Raw genomic sequence first — 17,497 nt, 5'->3', positions numbered from 1 at the left:
GCACCTTCAAAAATTTCAGTAAAAAGACTTTTAACTTTTTACTTTTAACTTTTTACTTATAACTTTTTACTTTAAAAAATGATTACAGTAAACGACATCGCCGTAGAATTTGGCGGAACCACTCTTTTTAGCGAAGTAACTTTTGCCATTAATGAAAATGATAAGATTGCCTTAATGGGTAAAAATGGTGCAGGAAAATCTACGCTTTTAAAAATTGTTGCCGGAGAAAACAAACCTACTCGTGGTGTAATTTCGGCGCCAAGTGATGCTGTAATTGCTTATTTACCACAGCATTTGCTAACTTCTGATGATTGTACCGTGATGGAAGAAACATCAAAAGCGTTTGCTGATGTATTGAACATGAAGAAAGAAATTGACGATATCAATGAGCAATTAACGATTCGTACCGATTATGAAAGTGATGAGTACATGAAATTGATTGAACGCGTTTCAGAATTATCTGAAAAATTCTATTCGATTGAAGAAGTAAATTATGAAGCGGAAGTTGAAAAAGTATTAAAAGGTTTAGGTTTTGAACGTGAAGATTTTACGAGACAAACTTCCGAATTTTCTGGAGGTTGGAGAATGCGAATTGAATTAGCAAAAATCCTTTTGAAAAAACCCGATTTAATTTTGTTAGATGAGCCTACGAATCACATGGATATCGAAAGTATTCAATGGTTAGAGGATTTCTTAATCAATCAGGCAAAAGCGGTTATGGTAATTTCCCACGATAAAACCTTTGTTGATAATATTACCAATCGTACTATTGAAGTTACAATGGGGCGAATTTACGATTACAAAGCCGTATATTCTGAATATTTAGAATTGCGAAAAGATAGAAGAATTCACCAACAAAAAGCTTACGACGAACAACAAAAATTCATAGCAGAAAATCAAGCATTTATTGATCGTTTTAGAGGAACTTTCTCAAAAACAGAATCGGTTCAATCGCGTGTAAAAATGTTGGAAAAAATTGTTCCAATTGAAGTTGACGAAATTGACACTTCGGCATTGAAATTAAAATTTCCACCTTCACCACGTTCTGGGCAATATCCAGTTGTTGTAGAAGGTTTATCAAAAACGTATGGTGATCATGTGGTGTTCAAAGATGCCAATATGGTTATCGAGCGTGGTCAAAAAGTAGCTTTAGTTGGGAAAAATGGAGAAGGAAAATCAACCATGATTAAAGCGATTATGGGCGAAATTGATTTTGAAGGAAAGTTAGAAGTAGGGCACAATGCTCAAATTGGGTATTTTGCACAAAACCAAGCCTCATTGTTAGATGGAGAAATGACCATTTTTGAAACGATTGACCAAATTGCTGTTGGTGATGTACGTACGAAAATCAAAGATTTATTAGGCGCGTTCATGTTCAAAGGAGACGATATTCAAAAGAAAGTAAAAGTGCTTTCTGGAGGAGAAAAAACGCGTTTGGCTATGATTAAATTATTATTAGAACCAGTGAATGTTCTGATTCTGGATGAGCCAACGAATCACTTAGATATGAAAACCAAAGACATCATCAAAGATGCTTTACGTGATTTTGACGGAACTTTAATCTTAGTATCTCACGATCGTGATTTCTTAGACGGTTTAGCTGAAAAAGTATTCGAATTTGGACACAAACGAGTAAAAGAACATTTTGAAGATATTAAAGGATTCTTAGCTCATAAGAAAATGGATTCTTTGAAAGAGATTGAGAAATAAGATTTTTAAATTAATAATAAAAAGCTCTTTAAATGGAGCTTTTTTGTTTTAAAACGTATTGTTTCAGTTTATCTTTTTATTAATATTCTGACATATTTCTTGGTCAATTCAATAAAAATTTTAAATTTGTGTACTTACCCAAATATTTATTTCATTTTTAGCCTAAAATTTAACAAATCTCTCTTGATTAAAAATGTTTAAAAAAGCTATTGTATTTTTTTGTTTGCTATTCTTCTTCCAACTGTCCTTTGGACAAGGAATTGGTTATAAAGATAAGTATGCAAGAGGTTTGTATGATAAAGCTTTAAAAGGACTAAACGATTTGAAATGTAGCGAATCTTTATTGTATTCGCAACAACTTCTAGAATATGCTTTAAAGAGAAATAAGTACGACATGGCTGCGGCTTCTTATAATATCATTGGGTTAAATTTTGAAGAATTTGGTGATCTAAAAAAATCCATTCAATATTATAATTCTGGAGTTTCTTATGCTCAATTAGCCAAAAATGATACGATAGAAAATTACTTGTATAATAACATTGGGAATCTCTATTATTTCAGACTGAAAGATTCTAAAAAAGGACTTTATTACTACCAAAAATCATATGAATTATCCAAGAGGTTAGATGCACCAAGAGATATCGCTTTTGCAGAAATTAATTTAGCTGATGTATATTTAGAATTAAATGAATTTGACAAAGGGAAATATTATCTGCAATTAGTAGAAAAAAAAATGTCGCCGGATGATTACGAAATGGGAATGTCGTATTATTCGTTAATGGGATATTATTATGAAATAAAAGGCGATTTTGTTAATGCCGAAAAAAATTATTTAAAATGTATTTCCGATTTTCAACATCAGGAGTTTGAATATCATAAATCACATCAAATGGACATTTATGCCATGATTTATGCATTTTATAAAAAAAATAAGAAAACAGAACAAGCGCTTTATTATTTAGAAAAGCACGATCAATTACAAGATGAACTTTTTAGTAAGGAAAGAAATATAGAAATAAAAATGGCGGGTGGCGATATTGAAGCACTTGAATATAAATATAAAGTGCAACAAATTGAAACAGAGAAAAGGATTCAGGAGCAAAAGATGAAAGCTTCAAGTCGTTTTAATAAAGTCGTTTTGTGGTTTCTTGGATTTGTAATAGTGTTTTTGATTTTTATTTTCAAAGGATTTGTAAATTATAGAAATTTAAGTAAAAAATTGTCTGATTATAATTTTCAATTGCAAGTTGCTCGAGAAAAATCAGAAGAGGCAACCCGATTGAAAACTCAGTTTTTATCTAATGTGAGTCATGAATTGCGAACACCTTTGTATGGCGTAATTGGAATGGCTGAAATTTTAGAAAGCGAACACAAAGAAATTAAAAAGAGTCCGTATTTTAATGCTTTAAAATTTTCTTCTCACTATCTTTTAACTTTGATTAACGATGTTTTAAACGTGTATAAAATTGAAGATAATGATATTGAATTTAATTATGAGAACATTAATGTTAGAGAAGAGATTGGCCACATAAAAGAATCAATGAATGTGATTGCGAAGTCTAATAAAAACGAGATTATTGTTTCAATTGCTGATGATGTTCCGCAATACATTAAAACTGATTTAACTCGATTTTCTCAAATTTTAATCAATTTAGCTAGCAATTCATTAAAATTCACTAAAAAAGGAAAAGTTACCATTAGTTTGTCTTTAGACAAGGTAAATGATAATTCGTTTTTGAAATTAGAGGTTTTAGATACAGGAATTGGAATTCCAGAAGAATACATTGATAAGATTTTTGAAAAATTTGTTCAGGTTGATGTGAATTTGCAAGAACAATACAAAGGAACAGGACTTGGATTATCTATTGTAAAACGTTTGGTTGAACTGTTCAAAGGTAGCATTTCAGTTGAAAGTAAAATTAATGAAGGCAGTAAGTTTACAGTTATGTTTCCTCATATTCCTGCTGATGAAATTGTGGCTTCTGACCAACTAAAAACTCATTCTCAGAAAAAGTTAAAGAACTTGAATATTTTAGTGGTAGAAGACAATAAAATCAATCAAATGGTGACTAAAAAACTGCTAGAGAAAAATGGTCACAGCTACCAAATGGCAGAAAACGGATTAGAAGCACTTCAATTAGTGGAACAAAATACTTTTGACATTATTTTAATGGATATCAACATGCCGGTTATGAACGGAATTGAAGCTTCTATTAAGATGAGAAATCTTGGAATTAAAACGCCTATCATTGCTTTAACTGCTTCTGACAAAGAAAATATTCTAAAAGAAATTCTGGAAAAGAAAAATGGTCTTACCGATGTCTTGGTAAAACCATTTGAATATTCCGATTTAGAAAATGTGATTTCTAGGTATATTTAATTAAAGATAATGCTATCTAGTTCTTTGTTGAAATACTATAATTAATTAGAGTTTTATAAAATCTAGGAAAACCAATGTTGTTTATCTTGGATGTTTTTAATTGCTTGTTATTAGCTACATTTAAAGTATCAGCTCTTACATCATCATACAATGGCATTTGAATAGAAACTAGTTTATTGTTTGATAAATTTAAGTTTTTTACAATCCCATTTGTATAATAAAAAGATTCAATTTTATTATTTGAAAAATTAACTGATTCAAGATTTCTTACATTATTAAAAATAACTTTTTTTGAAATTCTATTGTAACTAAAATTTAGTTTTTGAATTCCTTTTGGAAGTTTGTTTTCATCAAAAGTAGCTATTCTATTTTTGGAAATATTAAGCTCTATAATGGTGAATTTTGATAAATCGGGTTGTGTTTTTAAATTTCTATTTGATAAATCAAGATAATAAATAGTGTCAGATTGACTTAATTCATTACTATTGAATTTCGTATAAGTTTTACAACTTGATAGTTGGAAAAGTAGAAGTAATACGATGATTTTATTCATAAGGTTTAAATTAATTTAAAAACAAATAATTGGTTTTGTTGGTCGAGGAATTCGTTTAGTTTTTAATTTCTTTGGATTGTTAGTTTGTATTAAAGTGTCAATTTTTTCAACAGCGAATAAAACTTCGGAATTAATATTTGGATTATTTGAAATGTCTAAATAATGGATATTGTCATGTAAATGAATATTTTCAATTAAATTGTTTGAAAGGACTATCTTTCTTAGGTTTGATTTATTATCAAAAAAACTATAAGAGAAGAACTTTAATTTATTATTTGACATATCAATTTCTTCAAAATTAATGGAGGTATTATTTTTTATTTCTTTTTCCTTTTTTCCAAAGAATGAATTTTTGCTGTTAAAAACATAGAAGTTTCGTAAAGTGTTATTTGTACATTTCAATTTTCTCAATGTCAAAGGTAATTTACTAAGTGGTATTGTATCTAAATTATTGTGTGATAAATCCAATGAAATAATTTTAAACTTAGATAAATCAGGAAGTGAGTCTAATTTTTTATAGGATAAATCTAATTTTAGTATGGTATCAGTTTTGCTTAGATTTGATAAAATTTCAGAAACACTTTTCTCTTTTTCTTGTTGAGGTAAATTAGTTTTTATTTCAATTTCCTTATTACATGAAATTAATAATGAAGCGAGTAAGATTAGTACTATTCTCATAATGTTATTTTGCAAGTATTTATCTCAAATTTCATTCCAAAACTTATTTTTTCTTCCACTTCTCAAAACCCATAACACTTTGCTTAATTTCTTTTTGCCATTGCTTTCCATAAATTTTGTTTAGATATTCAAAAACCAATTCATTTTTAGTTTCATATTCCTTAAAATTGGTAGGAGCAATGCAACCAAAATCGTGAAATTGAATATTGTATTTTTTAGCAAAAGCTAAATCTTCTTTGGTGATTACAGAAGCAATTCCGCCTAAGACATAAATGGTTTTGGTATTTGAATTGATTTCGATTTTCATTGTTTCATTTTGTTTTTTCTCTTGTGCATGAAGTGCAAAGGAGAAAAATAATGCTATGATTGTTAATTTAAAGTTCATGTTTAAATTCTTTATAAATTTTTCTTAGTTTTCTTTTTGAAATATTTTTAGTAGTTATTTTAATAACTCCAAACTTTCCTTTTTCGCCATATAATTCCATTGCTTTTTTATCTTTCAAGACCGTTACAGATTCGATATCGTTCGGATTCAAGTGTTCCATAACTTCATATCTTAAAATGGAATCATTTACTACAATTAATGGTTTTTCAGCTTTGATTGCCGTTACTGACTTTCTTGGTTTTGTTATAATTGTTTCTTGACTGTAACATATATTTGAAGTCACAAAATATAGAAATAAGAGTATTGTTAATTGCCTTTTCATAATTAGATTTAGTTTTTTTTAATCGAAATAATCACAACTCCTTTTTCTCCTTTTTTACCATAAATTTTTACAGCATCTACAGGTTGGATGACTTCAATTTTTTCTATTTTTTGTTTACTCAAAGGCGCATACGGACTTGTTGGATTTTTCCCAAATAACGATTCTTCTGAATACTCCACTCCGTTAATAAAATAAATAGGTTCTTTTAGCTCAATAATTGAATCTATGTCATCAGGATTTAAATTAGAAAGGGATTCTTTGGTTAATTCTCCATCTACCAAAACTAAATCATCATTTGCTGTTTTTTTATCTTTTTCTTGAGTTTTTTCTGCTGAATTCATTGTAATATCATAACGTTTCCCTTTTGCTAAATAGCCTGAATTATTTATTGATGCTGAATTAGACATACTATTATTGTAACTCGGAACTAAACTCGTTTTTGCCATTTCTTGAACTTCTTCCATAGCAATAGGAGCAGAAAGTAGAACTTCTTTTTTCGATTTGTAATTGATTGTATCGTTAATCACAATGTTGTTTTGAATTACGATTTGTTGTTGTAAAATTTGCTCCGCTTCTTTTTTAATTTCAGGAGTTGTGTTTACAAAACCATTCGCCGATTCTGGTGTTGGAATGGTATTTTTTGATGAATCAATCGTTGTAATCGTATTTTCTGGAATTATTACATTTTCTTTTTCTTGCAGTAAGAAAAAGGCTAATGTTCCCACTAAAACAATTGATGCAGCTACCGCTAATTTTTTCCACAAATGTTTCTCTTTTTGAAGCGTTTGTGTTTCCAACTTATCTTCAACGCGTGCCCAAATCTTCTCCATTCCTGGAAAGTCTTTTTGCTCGGATTTTTCGGCAGCTTGTTGAATTTTTTTATATAATTTTTCTTCTGTTCCCATGACTATTTTGCTTTTTGATAATAAAAAGTTCTTACCAATTCTTTTAATTTACTTTTCGCCGCATTCAATTGCGATTTTGATGTTCCTTCGCTAATGCCCAGTTGCTCTGCGATTTCTTTGTGTGAATAGCCTTCAATCACAAACAAATTAAAAATCGTTTGGCATCCATCGGGAATGTAATTCAGTAAATTGAGCAAATCTTCTTCTTCTAAATCGGTGACTTCATCTGCCAAGGGTTGCGAATTGTAGCTCACATCTTCCAAGTACAAATTAAAGTTGATGTTCTTTTTAATTTGTAAAAGGCAATTGTTAACCGTTATTTTTCGCGCCCAAGCTTCAAAAGCTAAATCCTCTTTTAGTTGTTCTATTTTTGTAAATATTGTAAAAAAAGCATCGGCCAATACTTCTTCAATTTCTTCCTCTTTTTTTAAATACCGTTTACACAAACGATAGAGTTTGGGTGCCATAGTTTCATACACCAAGCGTTGCGCTTCGCGGTGTTGTTTTCGGCAGCCTTGTATGTGTTTTACATCCATTGGTAAACTTGCTTTTTTATATAGAGTAGAAAAGTTGGGAAAAGGTTGGGACGCCTTTAAAATATTTTTAAAAAAAAATCGCAAGCGATGAAACTTGCGATTATAAAAGTATGAAATAATACAGTGTTACACTGCGAAAAACGCTTCTAATTCTTTCAATGTTTCTTCTGAGGTGTTGATGTCTTTAACTACTTCACCCTTATTTAAAGCTACAATTCGGTTACAAACTTCTACAGTGTGAATTAAATCGTGACTTGAGATTAAAACGGTAACATCTGGATTTTCGGCTAATTCTTTTACAATTTTCTTTAATCGGTTTACCGTTGTTGGATCTAAATTTGCAAATGGTTCATCTAAAATCACTACTTCTGGATTTCCAATTAAAGTAGCAATAATGCCCACTTTCTTCATATTTCCTTTAGATAAATCGCGAAGATATTTTTTGGTATTTAGAATTTCGTTATTGAAAAATTCTTCATATTTTTTCAGTAAAGCGTCAACATCAGCTTTGTTTTGACCGCGTAATTCACCAATAAAATAAAAATATTCTTCGGCAGTTAAATAACCAATCAAGAAACTTTCATCTAAAAAAGCGCCTGTAAAGTTTTTCCAATTTTCGCTTGTGTTTACTTCTATATTGTGATTGATAATTCCTCCAGTAGTTGGTTCGATTAAGTCTAATAATAAACTAAAAAAAGTTGTTTTTCCCGCACCATTATTTCCTACTAAACCAAAACTTTGTCCTTTAGGAATTTGTAATTCTTGAATATTTAAAACAGTTGTAGCGTTATATTTTTTGGTAAGATTGTTTACTTGTATCATGATAATTTATTGGATTTAAATTAATTTTTTTGTTTGTAAGCCACAATAGCATTGTATTTTTCTTTCTGAAATATTTTTTCAATAAGCATGAATAGTCTCGATTTGAAAAGCAATCCTAAAAGTCCAAAAACGGCAATTAATGCTATTCCAATATAAAGATTGTCTACCAAAAGTCCGACTCCAAAAAGTAAAATTGGAATAATCATTTGTGGTAATGAAAATAATAAGGTTTTTACATTGAACGCTTTTTTATCTCCAAAAGCTCCTTTTGCTGATTCTAAATCTATTGCCGTTCTAGTGTAAGCGCCTGTGAACAATACTAAAAAAGAATTAAATCCAATGTTGTAAATGCCAACAGCCAATATTGTAATATAAACATCCCATCCAAAGAAAATATAAAAGGAAGCTAAAAGCATGCTAATTGCTGTTCCAATAACCATTAGCCACCATTTAGAATTCAAATATTCTTTGTACGAAATACTTTGTGTCATCATGAGTTGATAATAAGAACTGTCCCAACTTGGTACAAACTGTCCGAAATTAATTAGGAATCCACCAGTTACAAAAACCGCGGCAAAGGCTTGCATCACTGAATTTTTATAAATTTCTTGTGGAAAAAATATCAAGCCATAAAACAAGAAAAATAAACTCATGTATAAAGTTGTTTTTGCTCGTTTATTTCGCATTAATAGTTTAATGTCGTTTTTTAAGAAAGTTCCTAAAGTTCCAAACTGATTCAACCAAGTTAAGTCGTTTGATGTAGCTAAGCTCTTTTTAATATGTAATCTTTCATCTAACGTTAAATCTTTTTTGAAGAAATTAAATGTGAAATAATAGATGATTACTAAGGCAAAAATTGGAAGTAAAACCATCCAAACATGCTCATACAAACCTTGAAAGAAAGGTTGTGTATAAATAGTAATATCAAATAATTTATAATATTGAGAAGCAATTAATCCGATAACAATTGTAGCTACAATTCCGAAGATAACATCTTTATTGTTGATTAAAATATTCAAGAAATTGATGAATAATATTACGGTCAAAATTCCTAAATGCCAAGTAATTACGCCTAATATACTATATCCATTTATCAGTAAAATAATACTAAATGGGATAAAAAAGAAAGCATGTGTCGTATTAAAATAGTTTAAAACCGTTTTGCCTAAAGAAAAATGTACAATTGTGTTTTTCTTGATTGGTAAAACTAGCAACGGTCTAATTGTTAATGTTGGAATTTTTTGAAAAAAATAGCGCATCATCATATCGGCAAAAAGATAATAAATCATAAACTTATTTACCGTTTGTAAAGGTTCTAAGCCAGCTTTTTTTATTCCGTAAAAGGCTCCAATACCAGCAAAAACAAACATCGCAGCAAAATATAAGAATATTAGCGCCATGAAAATTTTAAAAGCCAAATTGGTTTTAAACGATGCCGACCGAACAAAAGATTTCCATTCGAGAGTAAGAAAATGTTTAATCATAATTTTTTTGGTTTCTTATTTGTAGTATTTTCTTATCAAACGTTACGAATTTATTTCTGAAAGTTCAACTTATAAATTTCAGCTTCTAAATTCTCGGTATCATTGTCTTCGCAAAGTAAAAATTCTAATTCGGTTTCTGTTTCATTATAAAGTGTGATACCTTCAAATTTTTGATGTTCCGATAATAATTGAACATCTATAATTTCAAATGTTGGCGCGTGCATGATTCCTAAAATGGTTCCTAAGACTTCGCCATCTTCATAAGTAGATTCCGTGTTTTCGGCGCAAGCCAAGAAATAAATTTTATCGCCAACCAATATTGCATCGGTAAAAGTGGTTTCTACATTATCTAGTGTTGGAAGCGAAATCGGTACAAATCGAATACCGTCTTCTTGATGATTTGGAATAATAAAAATGCCATTTTGACTATTCTTTGAATTGCCTCTTTGAAAAAGTAACATGGTTTGATGCGCATAAATCGCACCTTCAATATTTAATTGGTCATCAGTAAACGAACCAACATCTTTTAATTTTTGGTATAGAGCTGATAAATCTTGTGATTGTAAAGCATCGGATCCTAAATCTAAAGTGAACATCGAATTTCTTTTTTCTGTTGATCCAGAGCCTAACATAATTAGCTGATTGCCATATTGTGTGATGCTTTCTAAATCGGGTTTGTTTACTTTTTCAATGTTTTCTTTAGCGTCTTTTACCAATGGGAATTTTAGTAAAAGTTTTTTTGCGATGTCATATTGGTATAAAAAATTACTCGAATCTGAAATAACAAATAAAACATTTTGTGAGTACAACAAGCCAGATGGCGCTGCAATACCTTTTATAGTGAAGAGATTTGTAAGTTTGAAATTTTCCATATTTTTACCGATAACTTTATGAAGTTTTTAAGTCAGAAATTGCCCATAAAAGTACTATTTTTACATTTATTAAAAAGCGATGCAAAATGGAAAATATAAATATTGAAGATTTTAAAGTAAAAACAACTATTAAATTGGCTGATTTTGCTACGAAATTAGACATCGATACTGATAAAGACCAAGAAGAATTAGCGTTAGATAAAATCCAGCAAAAGTTGTCTAAAAAGCAAGACGCTATGTATGCACACAATCGTCATGCGTTCTTAATTTGCTTGCAAGGTATGGATACCAGTGGAAAAGACAGTTTAATTCGTGAGGTTTTCAAAGAATTTAATCCGCGTGGAGTAGTGGTTCACAGTTTTAAAACACCCAATTCAACCGAGTTAGAGCACGATTATTTATGGCGTCATTATTTGGCTTTGCCTGAAAAAGGAAAATTTGCTGTTTTTAATCGCACGCATTATGAAAATGTATTGGTAACTCGAGTACATCCAGAATATATTTTGTTCGAAAACTTGCCAGGAATTGAAAAAGTAGAAGATATTACACCTCAATTTTGGGAAAATCGAATGGAACAAATGGTGAATTTCGAAAAGCACCTTTCTCAAAACGGTACTAAAATTTTGAAGTTCTATTTTCACATGAGTAAAGACGAACAAAGAGAACGTTTGCTAAAACGTTTAGAAAATCCAGAAGACAATTGGAAATTCAGCACTGGTGATTTGAAGGAACGTGAGCGTTGGGAAGATTATATGAAATATTACGAAGAAGCCATCAATAAAACATCAACTGATTTTGCGCCTTGGTACATAATTCCAGCTGATGATAAAGGTGTTGCAAGATATATTGTAGCCAAAACCATTTGGGAAGAGATGGAAAAACTAACCGATATTACCGAACCCGAATTAGATTCAAAAGTAAAAGCGAATATCGAAGTGTATCGTGAACAATTAAAAAAATAATTTCAAGAATATTAAAAATGAAAGTATATACAAAAACTGGCGATACCGGAACCACAGCATTGTTTGGTGGAACGCGTGTGCCAAAACATCATATCAGAATTGAAAGTTATGGAACGGTTGATGAATTAAATTCCCACATCGGATTAATTCGCGACCAAGACATGAGCGATTTGTACAAAAATGTATTAATTGAGGTACAAGATAGATTATTCACAGTCGGAGCTATTTTAGCCACACCACCTGAAAAAGAAACCCTTAAAAACGGTCAACCACGCTTGCAAAACCTAGGAATTGTGGAATCAGATATCGAATTTTTGGAAAATGAAATCGATACCATGGAAGAAGCGTTACCACCAATGACACATTTTGTTTTGCCAGGTGGACATACAACGGTGTCATATTGTCATATTGCACGCTGTGTATGCCGTAGAGCCGAGCGTTTAGCAGTACATTTGAATGACATAGAACCGACAGACGAACGTGTAATTAAGTACCTAAACCGACTTTCTGACTATCTTTTTGTGTTGGCACGAAAGTTGTCCCATGATTTGAACGCTGATGAAGTACAATGGATTCCTAGAAAATAGTGTTCGATAATCAGTTTTAAGTGTTCAGTACGTCTGAAAACAGAGATGAAAAGTCATGTTTTGAGCACTTAAAAAAAAACGTTCTTAAATTTTAATAAAAAAAGTAAAAAAAAACTTGCCTTATTGGGTAATAAATTTATTTTTGCATAAACTTAAATCGATAAAAGATGTATTGGACATTAGAATTAGCGTCATACTTAAGTGATGCGCCTTGGCCAGCAACCAAAGATGAACTTATCGACTATGCTATCAGAACTGGAGCTCCATTAGAAGTAGTGGAAAACTTACAGTCTATAGAAGACGAAGGAGAAATCTATGAATCAATGGAAGAGATTTGGCCTGATTATCCTACTGACGAAGATTATCTTTGGAATGAGGATGAATATTAAAAAATAAATAAACACAACAGAAACAAGTCTCTTTACTGAGGCTTTTTTTTTGGTTATATTTGCAAACCTATTTAGAAAATAAAAATTATGAGTATCATAAATTCAATATTGAAGGCTTTTGTGGGAGACAAGTCGGAGAAAGATGTAAAAGCGATTCAACCACTTATTACTAAAGTAAAATCTTTTGAGAGTGCATTACAAGCACTGTCTCATGATGAATTACGTGCTAAAACAGCTGAATTCAAAGCTAAAATTAAAAATGCTCGCGCTGAAAAAGATGCAAAAATCGCTTCTTTAAAACAAGACGCAGAGCAAACACAAGATATTGATGCTCGTGAAGATATTTATGCTGAAATCGACAAAATCGAGAAAGAAGCTTATGAAATTTCTGAGAAAACATTAAACGAAATTCTTCCAGAAGCGTTTGCAGTAGTGAAAGAAACAGCTCGTCGTTTTAAAGAAAATACGTCAATCACGGTTACCGCTACTCCAAAAGACAGAGAGTTATCGGCAACTAAATCATATATCGCAATTGAAGGTGATAACGCTACTTGGTCCAATTCTTGGAATGCAGCTGGTAAAGCTATTACTTGGGATATGATTCACTACGACGTTCAGTTAATTGGTGGAGTTGTGTTGCATCAAGGTAAAATTGCCGAAATGCAAACAGGAGAAGGAAAAACATTAGTAGCAACATTACCATTATACTTGAATGCCTTAACCGGAAACGGTGTGCATTTAGTAACTGTGAATGACTACTTAGCAAAACGTGATAGTACATGGAAAGCACCTTTATTCGAGTTTCATGGTTTAACGGTGGATTGTATTGATAATCACCAGCCAAACTCTCCAGAAAGAAGAAAAGCATACGAAGCAGATATTACTTATGGAACAAATAACGAATTTGGTTTCGATTATTTGAGAGATAATATGGCGCATGCTCCAGAAGATTTAGTACAACGCAAACACAATTATGCAATTGTCGATGAGGTTGACTCGGTTTTAATTGATGATGCTAGAACGCCATTGATTATTTCTGGACCAGTTCCTCAAGGTGATCGCCATGAGTTTAATGAGTTAAAACCAAAAGTTGATAACTTAGTAACTTTACAACGTAAATTAGCTACAGATTGTTTAACCGAAGCAAAACGTTTATTCAAAGAAGGTAACAATAAAGACGCTGGATTTAATTTATTACGTTCGTACAGAGCATTACCAAAAAGCAAAGCTTTAATCAAATTCTTATCGGAAGAAGGAGTTAAACAATTACTTCAAAAAACCGAAAACCAATACATGCAAGATAACAACAGAGAAATGCCAAAAATTGATGAGGCACTTTACTTTGTTATAGAAGAAAAAAATAATCAAGTTGAGTTAACGGATAACGGAATCCAATTCTTATCACAAGATACAGATGCACAATTCTTTGTTTTACCAGATATTGGGACAGGAATTGCTCAAATTGAAAGAGAAAATTTAGAGCCAGAACTAGCTGCAGAACGTAAAGAAGAATTATTCCGTGATTTCTCAATAAAATCGGAACGTATTCACACGTTAACGCAGTTATTAAAAGCTTATACTTTATTTGAAAAAGATACCGAATACGTTATCATGGACAATAAAGTAATGATTGTAGATGAGCAAACAGGACGTATCATGGATGGTCGTCGTTACTCAGATGGTTTACACCAAGCAATCGAAGCAAAAGAGAATGTAAAAATTGAAGCTGCTACTCAAACATTTGCAACCGTTACGTTACAGAATTATTTCCGTATGTACAGCAAATTAGGAGGAATGACAGGAACTGCGTCAACTGAAGCAGGTGAGTTCTGGGAAATCTACAAATTAGACGTAGTGGAAATCCCTACCAACCGTCCAATGGCGCGTAAAGATAAAGACGATTTAATTTATAGAACCGTTCGTGAAAAATTCAACGCAGTTATCGAAGATGTAGTACAATTATCAAATGCAGGAAGACCTGTATTAATTGGAACAACATCAGTTGAGATTTCGGAATTATTAAGCCGAATGTTAAAAATTAGAGGTATTCAACACAATGTATTGAATGCTAAAATGCACAAAAGTGAAGCAGAAATTGTAGCTGAAGCAGGAAAACCTGGAGTAGTTACAATCGCAACCAATATGGCAGGTCGTGGTACCGATATTAAATTATCTGACGAAGTGAAAAAAGCAGGTGGTTTAGCAATTATCGGAACAGAACGTCACGATTCGCGTCGTGTGGACCGTCAGTTACGTGGTCGTGCGGGTCGTCAAGGAGATGTAGGTAGTTCTCAATTCTACGTGTCTTTGGAAGATAACTTAATGCGTTTATTTGGTTCTGAAAGAGTAGCGAAAGTTATGGATAGAATTGGTTTGAAAGAAGGTGAAGTAATTCAGCATTCTATGATGACAAAATCTATCGAAAGAGCACAGAAAAAAGTAGAAGAAAATAACTTTGGAGTTCGTAAACGTTTGTTAGAATATGACGACGTAATGAATGCACAAAGAGAAGTAGTATACAAAAGAAGACGTCACGCTTTACACGGAGAACGTTTGAAAGTGGATATCGCAAACATGATGTACGACACTTGCGAATTAGTAGTGGAACAAAACAAATTAGCAGAAGATTTCAAGAATTTCGAGTTTGAATTAATTCGTTATTTTTCAATTAGTGCTCCAGTTTCACAATCAGAATTTGCAAAATTATCAGTTAGAGAAATCACTGGTAAAGTTTACAAAGCGGTTTTAGCTCATTACGAAGAAAAAATTGCTAGAGATGCTCGTGAAGCGTATCCAATCATCAAAAATGTTTACGAAAACAATAATGGTCAGTACCAAAGAATTATTGTGCCATTCTCTGACGGAATCAAATCATTAAATGTGGTTACCGATTTAGAAAAAGCATATACTTCAGAAGGACGTTCGTTAGTGGCTGATTTTGAGAAAAACATCACGTTAGCTATTGTGGATGAAGCTTGGAAAAAACACTTACGCAAAATGGACGAATTGAAACAATCGGTTCAATTAGCGGTTCATGAACAAAAAGATCCATTGTTGATTTACAAATTCGAAGCGTTCAACTTGTTCAAGAAAATGATTGATGATGTAAATAAAGAAGTAATTTCATTCTTATTCAAAGGAGATTTGCCTTCTCAAAATACTTCTGAAATTCAAGAAGCTAAGCAAGTGCAACAAAAAGAAAACTATACTGAAACTAAAGAAGATTTAGATAGCGAAGATACAGCGGCTCAAGCAAGAAGAGCAGGAGAAATGGCAAGTCAAAGACCTCAAGTAACAGAAACGATTACAAGAGAAATGCCAAAAATCAATCGTAATGACACTGTTACTATCAAACACGTAATGAGTGGAAAAAGCGAAACCATGAAATATAAAAAGGCAGAAAGCATGATTGCTTCTGGCGAATGGGTTTTGGTTAACGAATAATTAAAACACATAAATAAACTAATCCTCAATTGCTAAAAGTAGTTGGGGATTTTTTTTGAAACACATAGTCACATAGGTTAATTAATTTGCTATGTGAATTATGCTAAGTGAAACGCCTAAAAATAAAGACATAGTAAATCTTATGTGTCTATGTGTTTAATTTTATTTGTGTTTCATCAAAACTAACTATCTTTGATAAAATTAAAATCACTCAAAATGAAAACCAAAATTCTATTCATCGCATTCTTCATTTTTCAAACTATTGCTGTTTTAGCGCAAGACATGACGTCTTTAAAAACCGAGGCGCTTAAGTCGTATAAAGCAGGAGTAAATATGAATTTTGATGCCATTTTTGAAACTACCTATCCAAAAGTATTTGATATTATTCCACAAGAGCAAATGAAGACAATGTTTGGTCAAATGATGGAGAACGAACAATTTTCAATCAAATTAGTCGAAGTAGATCCTGGTTTTTCGTTTGGAGAAATCAAGAAAATTGAGGGTAAAATGTTTTGTCTTATTGGACATAATAATGTGATGGCTATGAAATTTAAAGAGCCAATGAACGATGCGGAATCTATGACAGATATTTTTAAATCGTCAATGAATGCTGAAAAAGTGACCTATGATAAAGCAACAAATACGTTTCGTATTGAAATGCGTTCAACCTTAATTGCTGTTGCTGACGAATTAACTAAAAAGCAATGGAAATTTTTGAATAAAGACAAGGACAACAAATTGTTTTCTATGATTTTTGATGAAAAAATTGTAAAAGCTTTAGACTTATAACATGAACGAAAATAACATCACTTATACCGAATTTTTTAACCAAGTTAGAGCAAGTATTTCGAATGGTACTTTTGCCAAATTAACGCTAGCTAAAACCGTTGGAAAACCTGAATTACAGAACATTTACGTAAAAACCATCGTAGAAGACAATATCTTAAAATTGTCAATGACGTATAAAATTTACACGACTGAAAAGCAAGAATTGGTAAAAATCTGCAAATTAGACGATTTAGAAGCAGAGTTAATTCCGCACATCAACAACCCTTTTTTATCTGCTTTGTTGTTTACAACCGAAGCTGATATCACTATGAAATTAAACAAAAAGCGCATAGCCAGTATTATCGAGCAACCGCCAACGTTTAAAAATGCGGATGCGAATTTGGTGGAGTTTTTGAATTCAAAGTAAAAATGAAATACACAAAGTTTAATAAATGGTTATTTATAATTATTGGAGGTTTTATTACTTCAATTTTTAGTTTTACCGTGTTGTACTATTTGTTAATCCCAGATCTATGTTATTATCATTCACATGAAATGAATTACATCATGAGTTTATTCTTTACAGCTTATCCCGGAAGTAACGGACATCCCGAACCAAATTTGACAAATTTTATTGTTTCTTTTTTGGTCGGAAGTTCAATTGGATTTGTGATTTTTAAAAAGTTCTCAAAACATTAGA

18 protein-coding genes are annotated in these 17,497 nt (G+C 31.4%); 9 read left to right on the top strand and 9 right to left on the bottom strand.

What is annotated here, in order from left to right; genetic code table 11:
- Positions 1-78 precede the first annotated feature (78 nt).
- Positions 79-1,710, top strand: a complete 1,632-nt coding sequence (locus C8D80_RS04765; RefSeq protein ID WP_133607891.1) for an ABC-F family ATP-binding cassette domain-containing protein — start codon at positions 79-81, stop codon at positions 1,708-1,710.
- Positions 1,711-1,903: 193 nt separating this feature from the next.
- Positions 1,904-4,090 (top strand): tetratricopeptide repeat-containing hybrid sensor histidine kinase/response regulator, encoded by a 2,187-nt coding sequence (locus C8D80_RS04760; protein WP_133607889.1) that lies wholly within the window; start codon positions 1,904-1,906, stop codon positions 4,088-4,090.
- A 16-nt stretch (positions 4,091-4,106) separates the two neighbouring features.
- Here the strand turns inward: C8D80_RS04760 and C8D80_RS04755 are convergent, their stop codons facing one another.
- The 9 genes from C8D80_RS04755 to C8D80_RS04715 all read right to left on the bottom strand — a co-directional run bounded on the left by C8D80_RS04755 (position 4,107) and on the right by C8D80_RS04715 (position 10,647).
- Positions 4,107-4,643, bottom strand: coding sequence for a hypothetical protein (locus C8D80_RS04755; RefSeq protein WP_133607887.1), 537 nt, complete (start codon positions 4,641-4,643; stop codon positions 4,107-4,109).
- 15 nt (positions 4,644-4,658) lie between these two features.
- Positions 4,659-5,336: a leucine-rich repeat domain-containing protein gene (locus C8D80_RS04750; RefSeq protein WP_211341867.1), complete on the bottom strand. Its 678-nt coding sequence runs from the start codon at positions 5,334-5,336 to the stop codon at positions 4,659-4,661.
- A gap of 28 nt (positions 5,337-5,364) precedes the next feature.
- Positions 5,365-5,706, bottom strand: a complete 342-nt coding sequence (locus tag C8D80_RS04745) for an FEKKY domain-containing protein (protein ID WP_133607883.1) — start codon at positions 5,704-5,706, stop codon at positions 5,365-5,367.
- Complete coding sequence (locus C8D80_RS04740; protein ID WP_133607881.1) at positions 5,696-6,028, bottom strand: hypothetical protein; 333 nt, start codon at positions 6,026-6,028, stop codon at positions 5,696-5,698. Before C8D80_RS04740 ends, C8D80_RS04745 begins: the two co-directional genes overlap by 11 nt.
- 8 nt (positions 6,029-6,036) lie before the next feature.
- A complete protein-coding gene (locus C8D80_RS04735) occupies positions 6,037-6,933 on the bottom strand; it encodes a hypothetical protein (protein ID WP_133607879.1) in 897 nt (298 codons plus the stop codon).
- Between the two features lie 2 nt (positions 6,934-6,935).
- On the bottom strand, positions 6,936-7,469 hold the full coding sequence (locus tag C8D80_RS04730; protein WP_133607877.1) for an RNA polymerase sigma factor: 534 nt from the start codon (positions 7,467-7,469) through the stop codon (positions 6,936-6,938).
- Positions 7,470-7,595: 126 nt separating this feature from the next.
- On the bottom strand, positions 7,596-8,291 hold the full coding sequence (locus tag C8D80_RS04725) for an ABC transporter ATP-binding protein (protein WP_133607875.1): 696 nt from the start codon (positions 8,289-8,291) through the stop codon (positions 7,596-7,598).
- 20 nt (positions 8,292-8,311) lie between these two features.
- On the bottom strand, positions 8,312-9,775 hold the full coding sequence (locus tag C8D80_RS04720) for a DUF5687 family protein (protein ID WP_133607873.1): 1,464 nt from the start codon (positions 9,773-9,775) through the stop codon (positions 8,312-8,314).
- A 50-nt stretch (positions 9,776-9,825) separates the two neighbouring features.
- Positions 9,826-10,647, bottom strand: a complete 822-nt coding sequence (locus C8D80_RS04715; protein WP_133607871.1) for a DUF6929 family protein — start codon at positions 10,645-10,647, stop codon at positions 9,826-9,828.
- An 86-nt stretch (positions 10,648-10,733) separates the two neighbouring features.
- Here C8D80_RS04715 and C8D80_RS04710 point away from each other — a divergent pair, with 86 nt between their 5' ends.
- From C8D80_RS04710 to C8D80_RS04680, 7 genes are all read left to right on the top strand, one after another.
- Positions 10,734-11,609 carry a PPK2 family polyphosphate kinase gene (locus tag C8D80_RS04710; protein WP_133607869.1) on the top strand — a complete coding sequence of 292 codons (876 nt, stop codon included), beginning with the start codon at positions 10,734-10,736 and terminating at the stop codon, positions 11,607-11,609.
- 17 nt (positions 11,610-11,626) lie between these two features.
- Positions 11,627-12,196: a cob(I)yrinic acid a,c-diamide adenosyltransferase gene (locus tag C8D80_RS04705; protein ID WP_133607867.1), complete on the top strand. Its 570-nt coding sequence runs from the start codon at positions 11,627-11,629 to the stop codon at positions 12,194-12,196.
- A 167-nt stretch (positions 12,197-12,363) separates the two neighbouring features.
- Positions 12,364-12,585: a DUF2795 domain-containing protein gene (locus C8D80_RS04700; protein ID WP_002986941.1), complete on the top strand. Its 222-nt coding sequence runs from the start codon at positions 12,364-12,366 to the stop codon at positions 12,583-12,585.
- Between the two features lie 87 nt (positions 12,586-12,672).
- Complete coding sequence (gene secA, locus C8D80_RS04695) at positions 12,673-16,029, top strand: preprotein translocase subunit SecA (RefSeq protein ID WP_133607865.1); 3,357 nt, start codon at positions 12,673-12,675, stop codon at positions 16,027-16,029.
- 216 nt (positions 16,030-16,245) lie between these two features.
- Positions 16,246-16,818 carry a hypothetical protein gene (locus C8D80_RS04690; protein ID WP_133607863.1) on the top strand — a complete coding sequence of 191 codons (573 nt, stop codon included), beginning with the start codon at positions 16,246-16,248 and terminating at the stop codon, positions 16,816-16,818.
- A 1-nt stretch (position 16,819) separates the two neighbouring features.
- Positions 16,820-17,224 carry a hypothetical protein gene (locus C8D80_RS04685; protein ID WP_133607861.1) on the top strand — a complete coding sequence of 135 codons (405 nt, stop codon included), beginning with the start codon at positions 16,820-16,822 and terminating at the stop codon, positions 17,222-17,224.
- A gap of 2 nt (positions 17,225-17,226) precedes the next feature.
- Positions 17,227-17,496 carry a hypothetical protein gene (locus C8D80_RS04680; RefSeq protein WP_133607859.1) on the top strand — a complete coding sequence of 90 codons (270 nt, stop codon included), beginning with the start codon at positions 17,227-17,229 and terminating at the stop codon, positions 17,494-17,496.
- The last annotated feature ends 1 nt before the right edge of the window (position 17,497 follow it).

The sequence above is a fragment of the Flavobacterium cheniae genome (assembly GCF_004363695.1).
Classification (GTDB): domain Bacteria; phylum Bacteroidota; class Bacteroidia; order Flavobacteriales; family Flavobacteriaceae; genus Flavobacterium; species Flavobacterium cheniae.
Note: the sequence above shows the minus strand (reverse complement) of the source record. Positions and strands in the feature narration are given on the sequence as shown.

Bases quoted from the DNA above. Each gene is read 5' to 3' on its own strand.
- C8D80_RS04710 (WP_133607869.1), top strand. From the start codon at position 10,734: ATGGAAAATATAAATATTGAAGATTTTAAAGTAAAAACAACTATTAAA.
- C8D80_RS04680 (WP_133607859.1), top strand. From the start codon at position 17,227: ATGAAATACACAAAGTTTAATAAATGGTTATTTATAATTATTGGAGGT.
- secA (WP_133607865.1), top strand. From the start codon at position 12,673: ATGAGTATCATAAATTCAATATTGAAGGCTTTTGTGGGAGACAAGTCG.
- C8D80_RS04725 (WP_133607875.1), bottom strand. From the start codon at position 8,291: ATGATACAAGTAAACAATCTTACCAAAAAATATAACGCTACAACTGTT.
- C8D80_RS04715 (WP_133607871.1), bottom strand. From the start codon at position 10,647: ATGGAAAATTTCAAACTTACAAATCTCTTCACTATAAAAGGTATTGCA.
- C8D80_RS04730 (WP_133607877.1), bottom strand. From the start codon at position 7,469: ATGGATGTAAAACACATACAAGGCTGCCGAAAACAACACCGCGAAGCG.
- C8D80_RS04745 (WP_133607883.1), bottom strand. From the start codon at position 5,706: ATGAACTTTAAATTAACAATCATAGCATTATTTTTCTCCTTTGCACTT.
- C8D80_RS04740 (WP_133607881.1), bottom strand. From the start codon at position 6,028: ATGAAAAGGCAATTAACAATACTCTTATTTCTATATTTTGTGACTTCA.
- C8D80_RS04690 (WP_133607863.1), top strand. From the start codon at position 16,246: ATGAAAACCAAAATTCTATTCATCGCATTCTTCATTTTTCAAACTATT.
- C8D80_RS04705 (WP_133607867.1), top strand. From the start codon at position 11,627: ATGAAAGTATATACAAAAACTGGCGATACCGGAACCACAGCATTGTTT.
- C8D80_RS04700 (WP_002986941.1), top strand. From the start codon at position 12,364: ATGTATTGGACATTAGAATTAGCGTCATACTTAAGTGATGCGCCTTGG.
- C8D80_RS04765 (WP_133607891.1), top strand. From the start codon at position 79: ATGATTACAGTAAACGACATCGCCGTAGAATTTGGCGGAACCACTCTT.
- C8D80_RS04735 (WP_133607879.1), bottom strand. From the start codon at position 6,933: ATGGGAACAGAAGAAAAATTATATAAAAAAATTCAACAAGCTGCCGAA.
- C8D80_RS04720 (WP_133607873.1), bottom strand. From the start codon at position 9,775: ATGATTAAACATTTTCTTACTCTCGAATGGAAATCTTTTGTTCGGTCG.
- C8D80_RS04685 (WP_133607861.1), top strand. From the start codon at position 16,820: ATGAACGAAAATAACATCACTTATACCGAATTTTTTAACCAAGTTAGA.
- C8D80_RS04755 (WP_133607887.1), bottom strand. From the start codon at position 4,643: ATGAATAAAATCATCGTATTACTTCTACTTTTCCAACTATCAAGTTGT.
- C8D80_RS04760 (WP_133607889.1), top strand. From the start codon at position 1,904: ATGTTTAAAAAAGCTATTGTATTTTTTTGTTTGCTATTCTTCTTCCAA.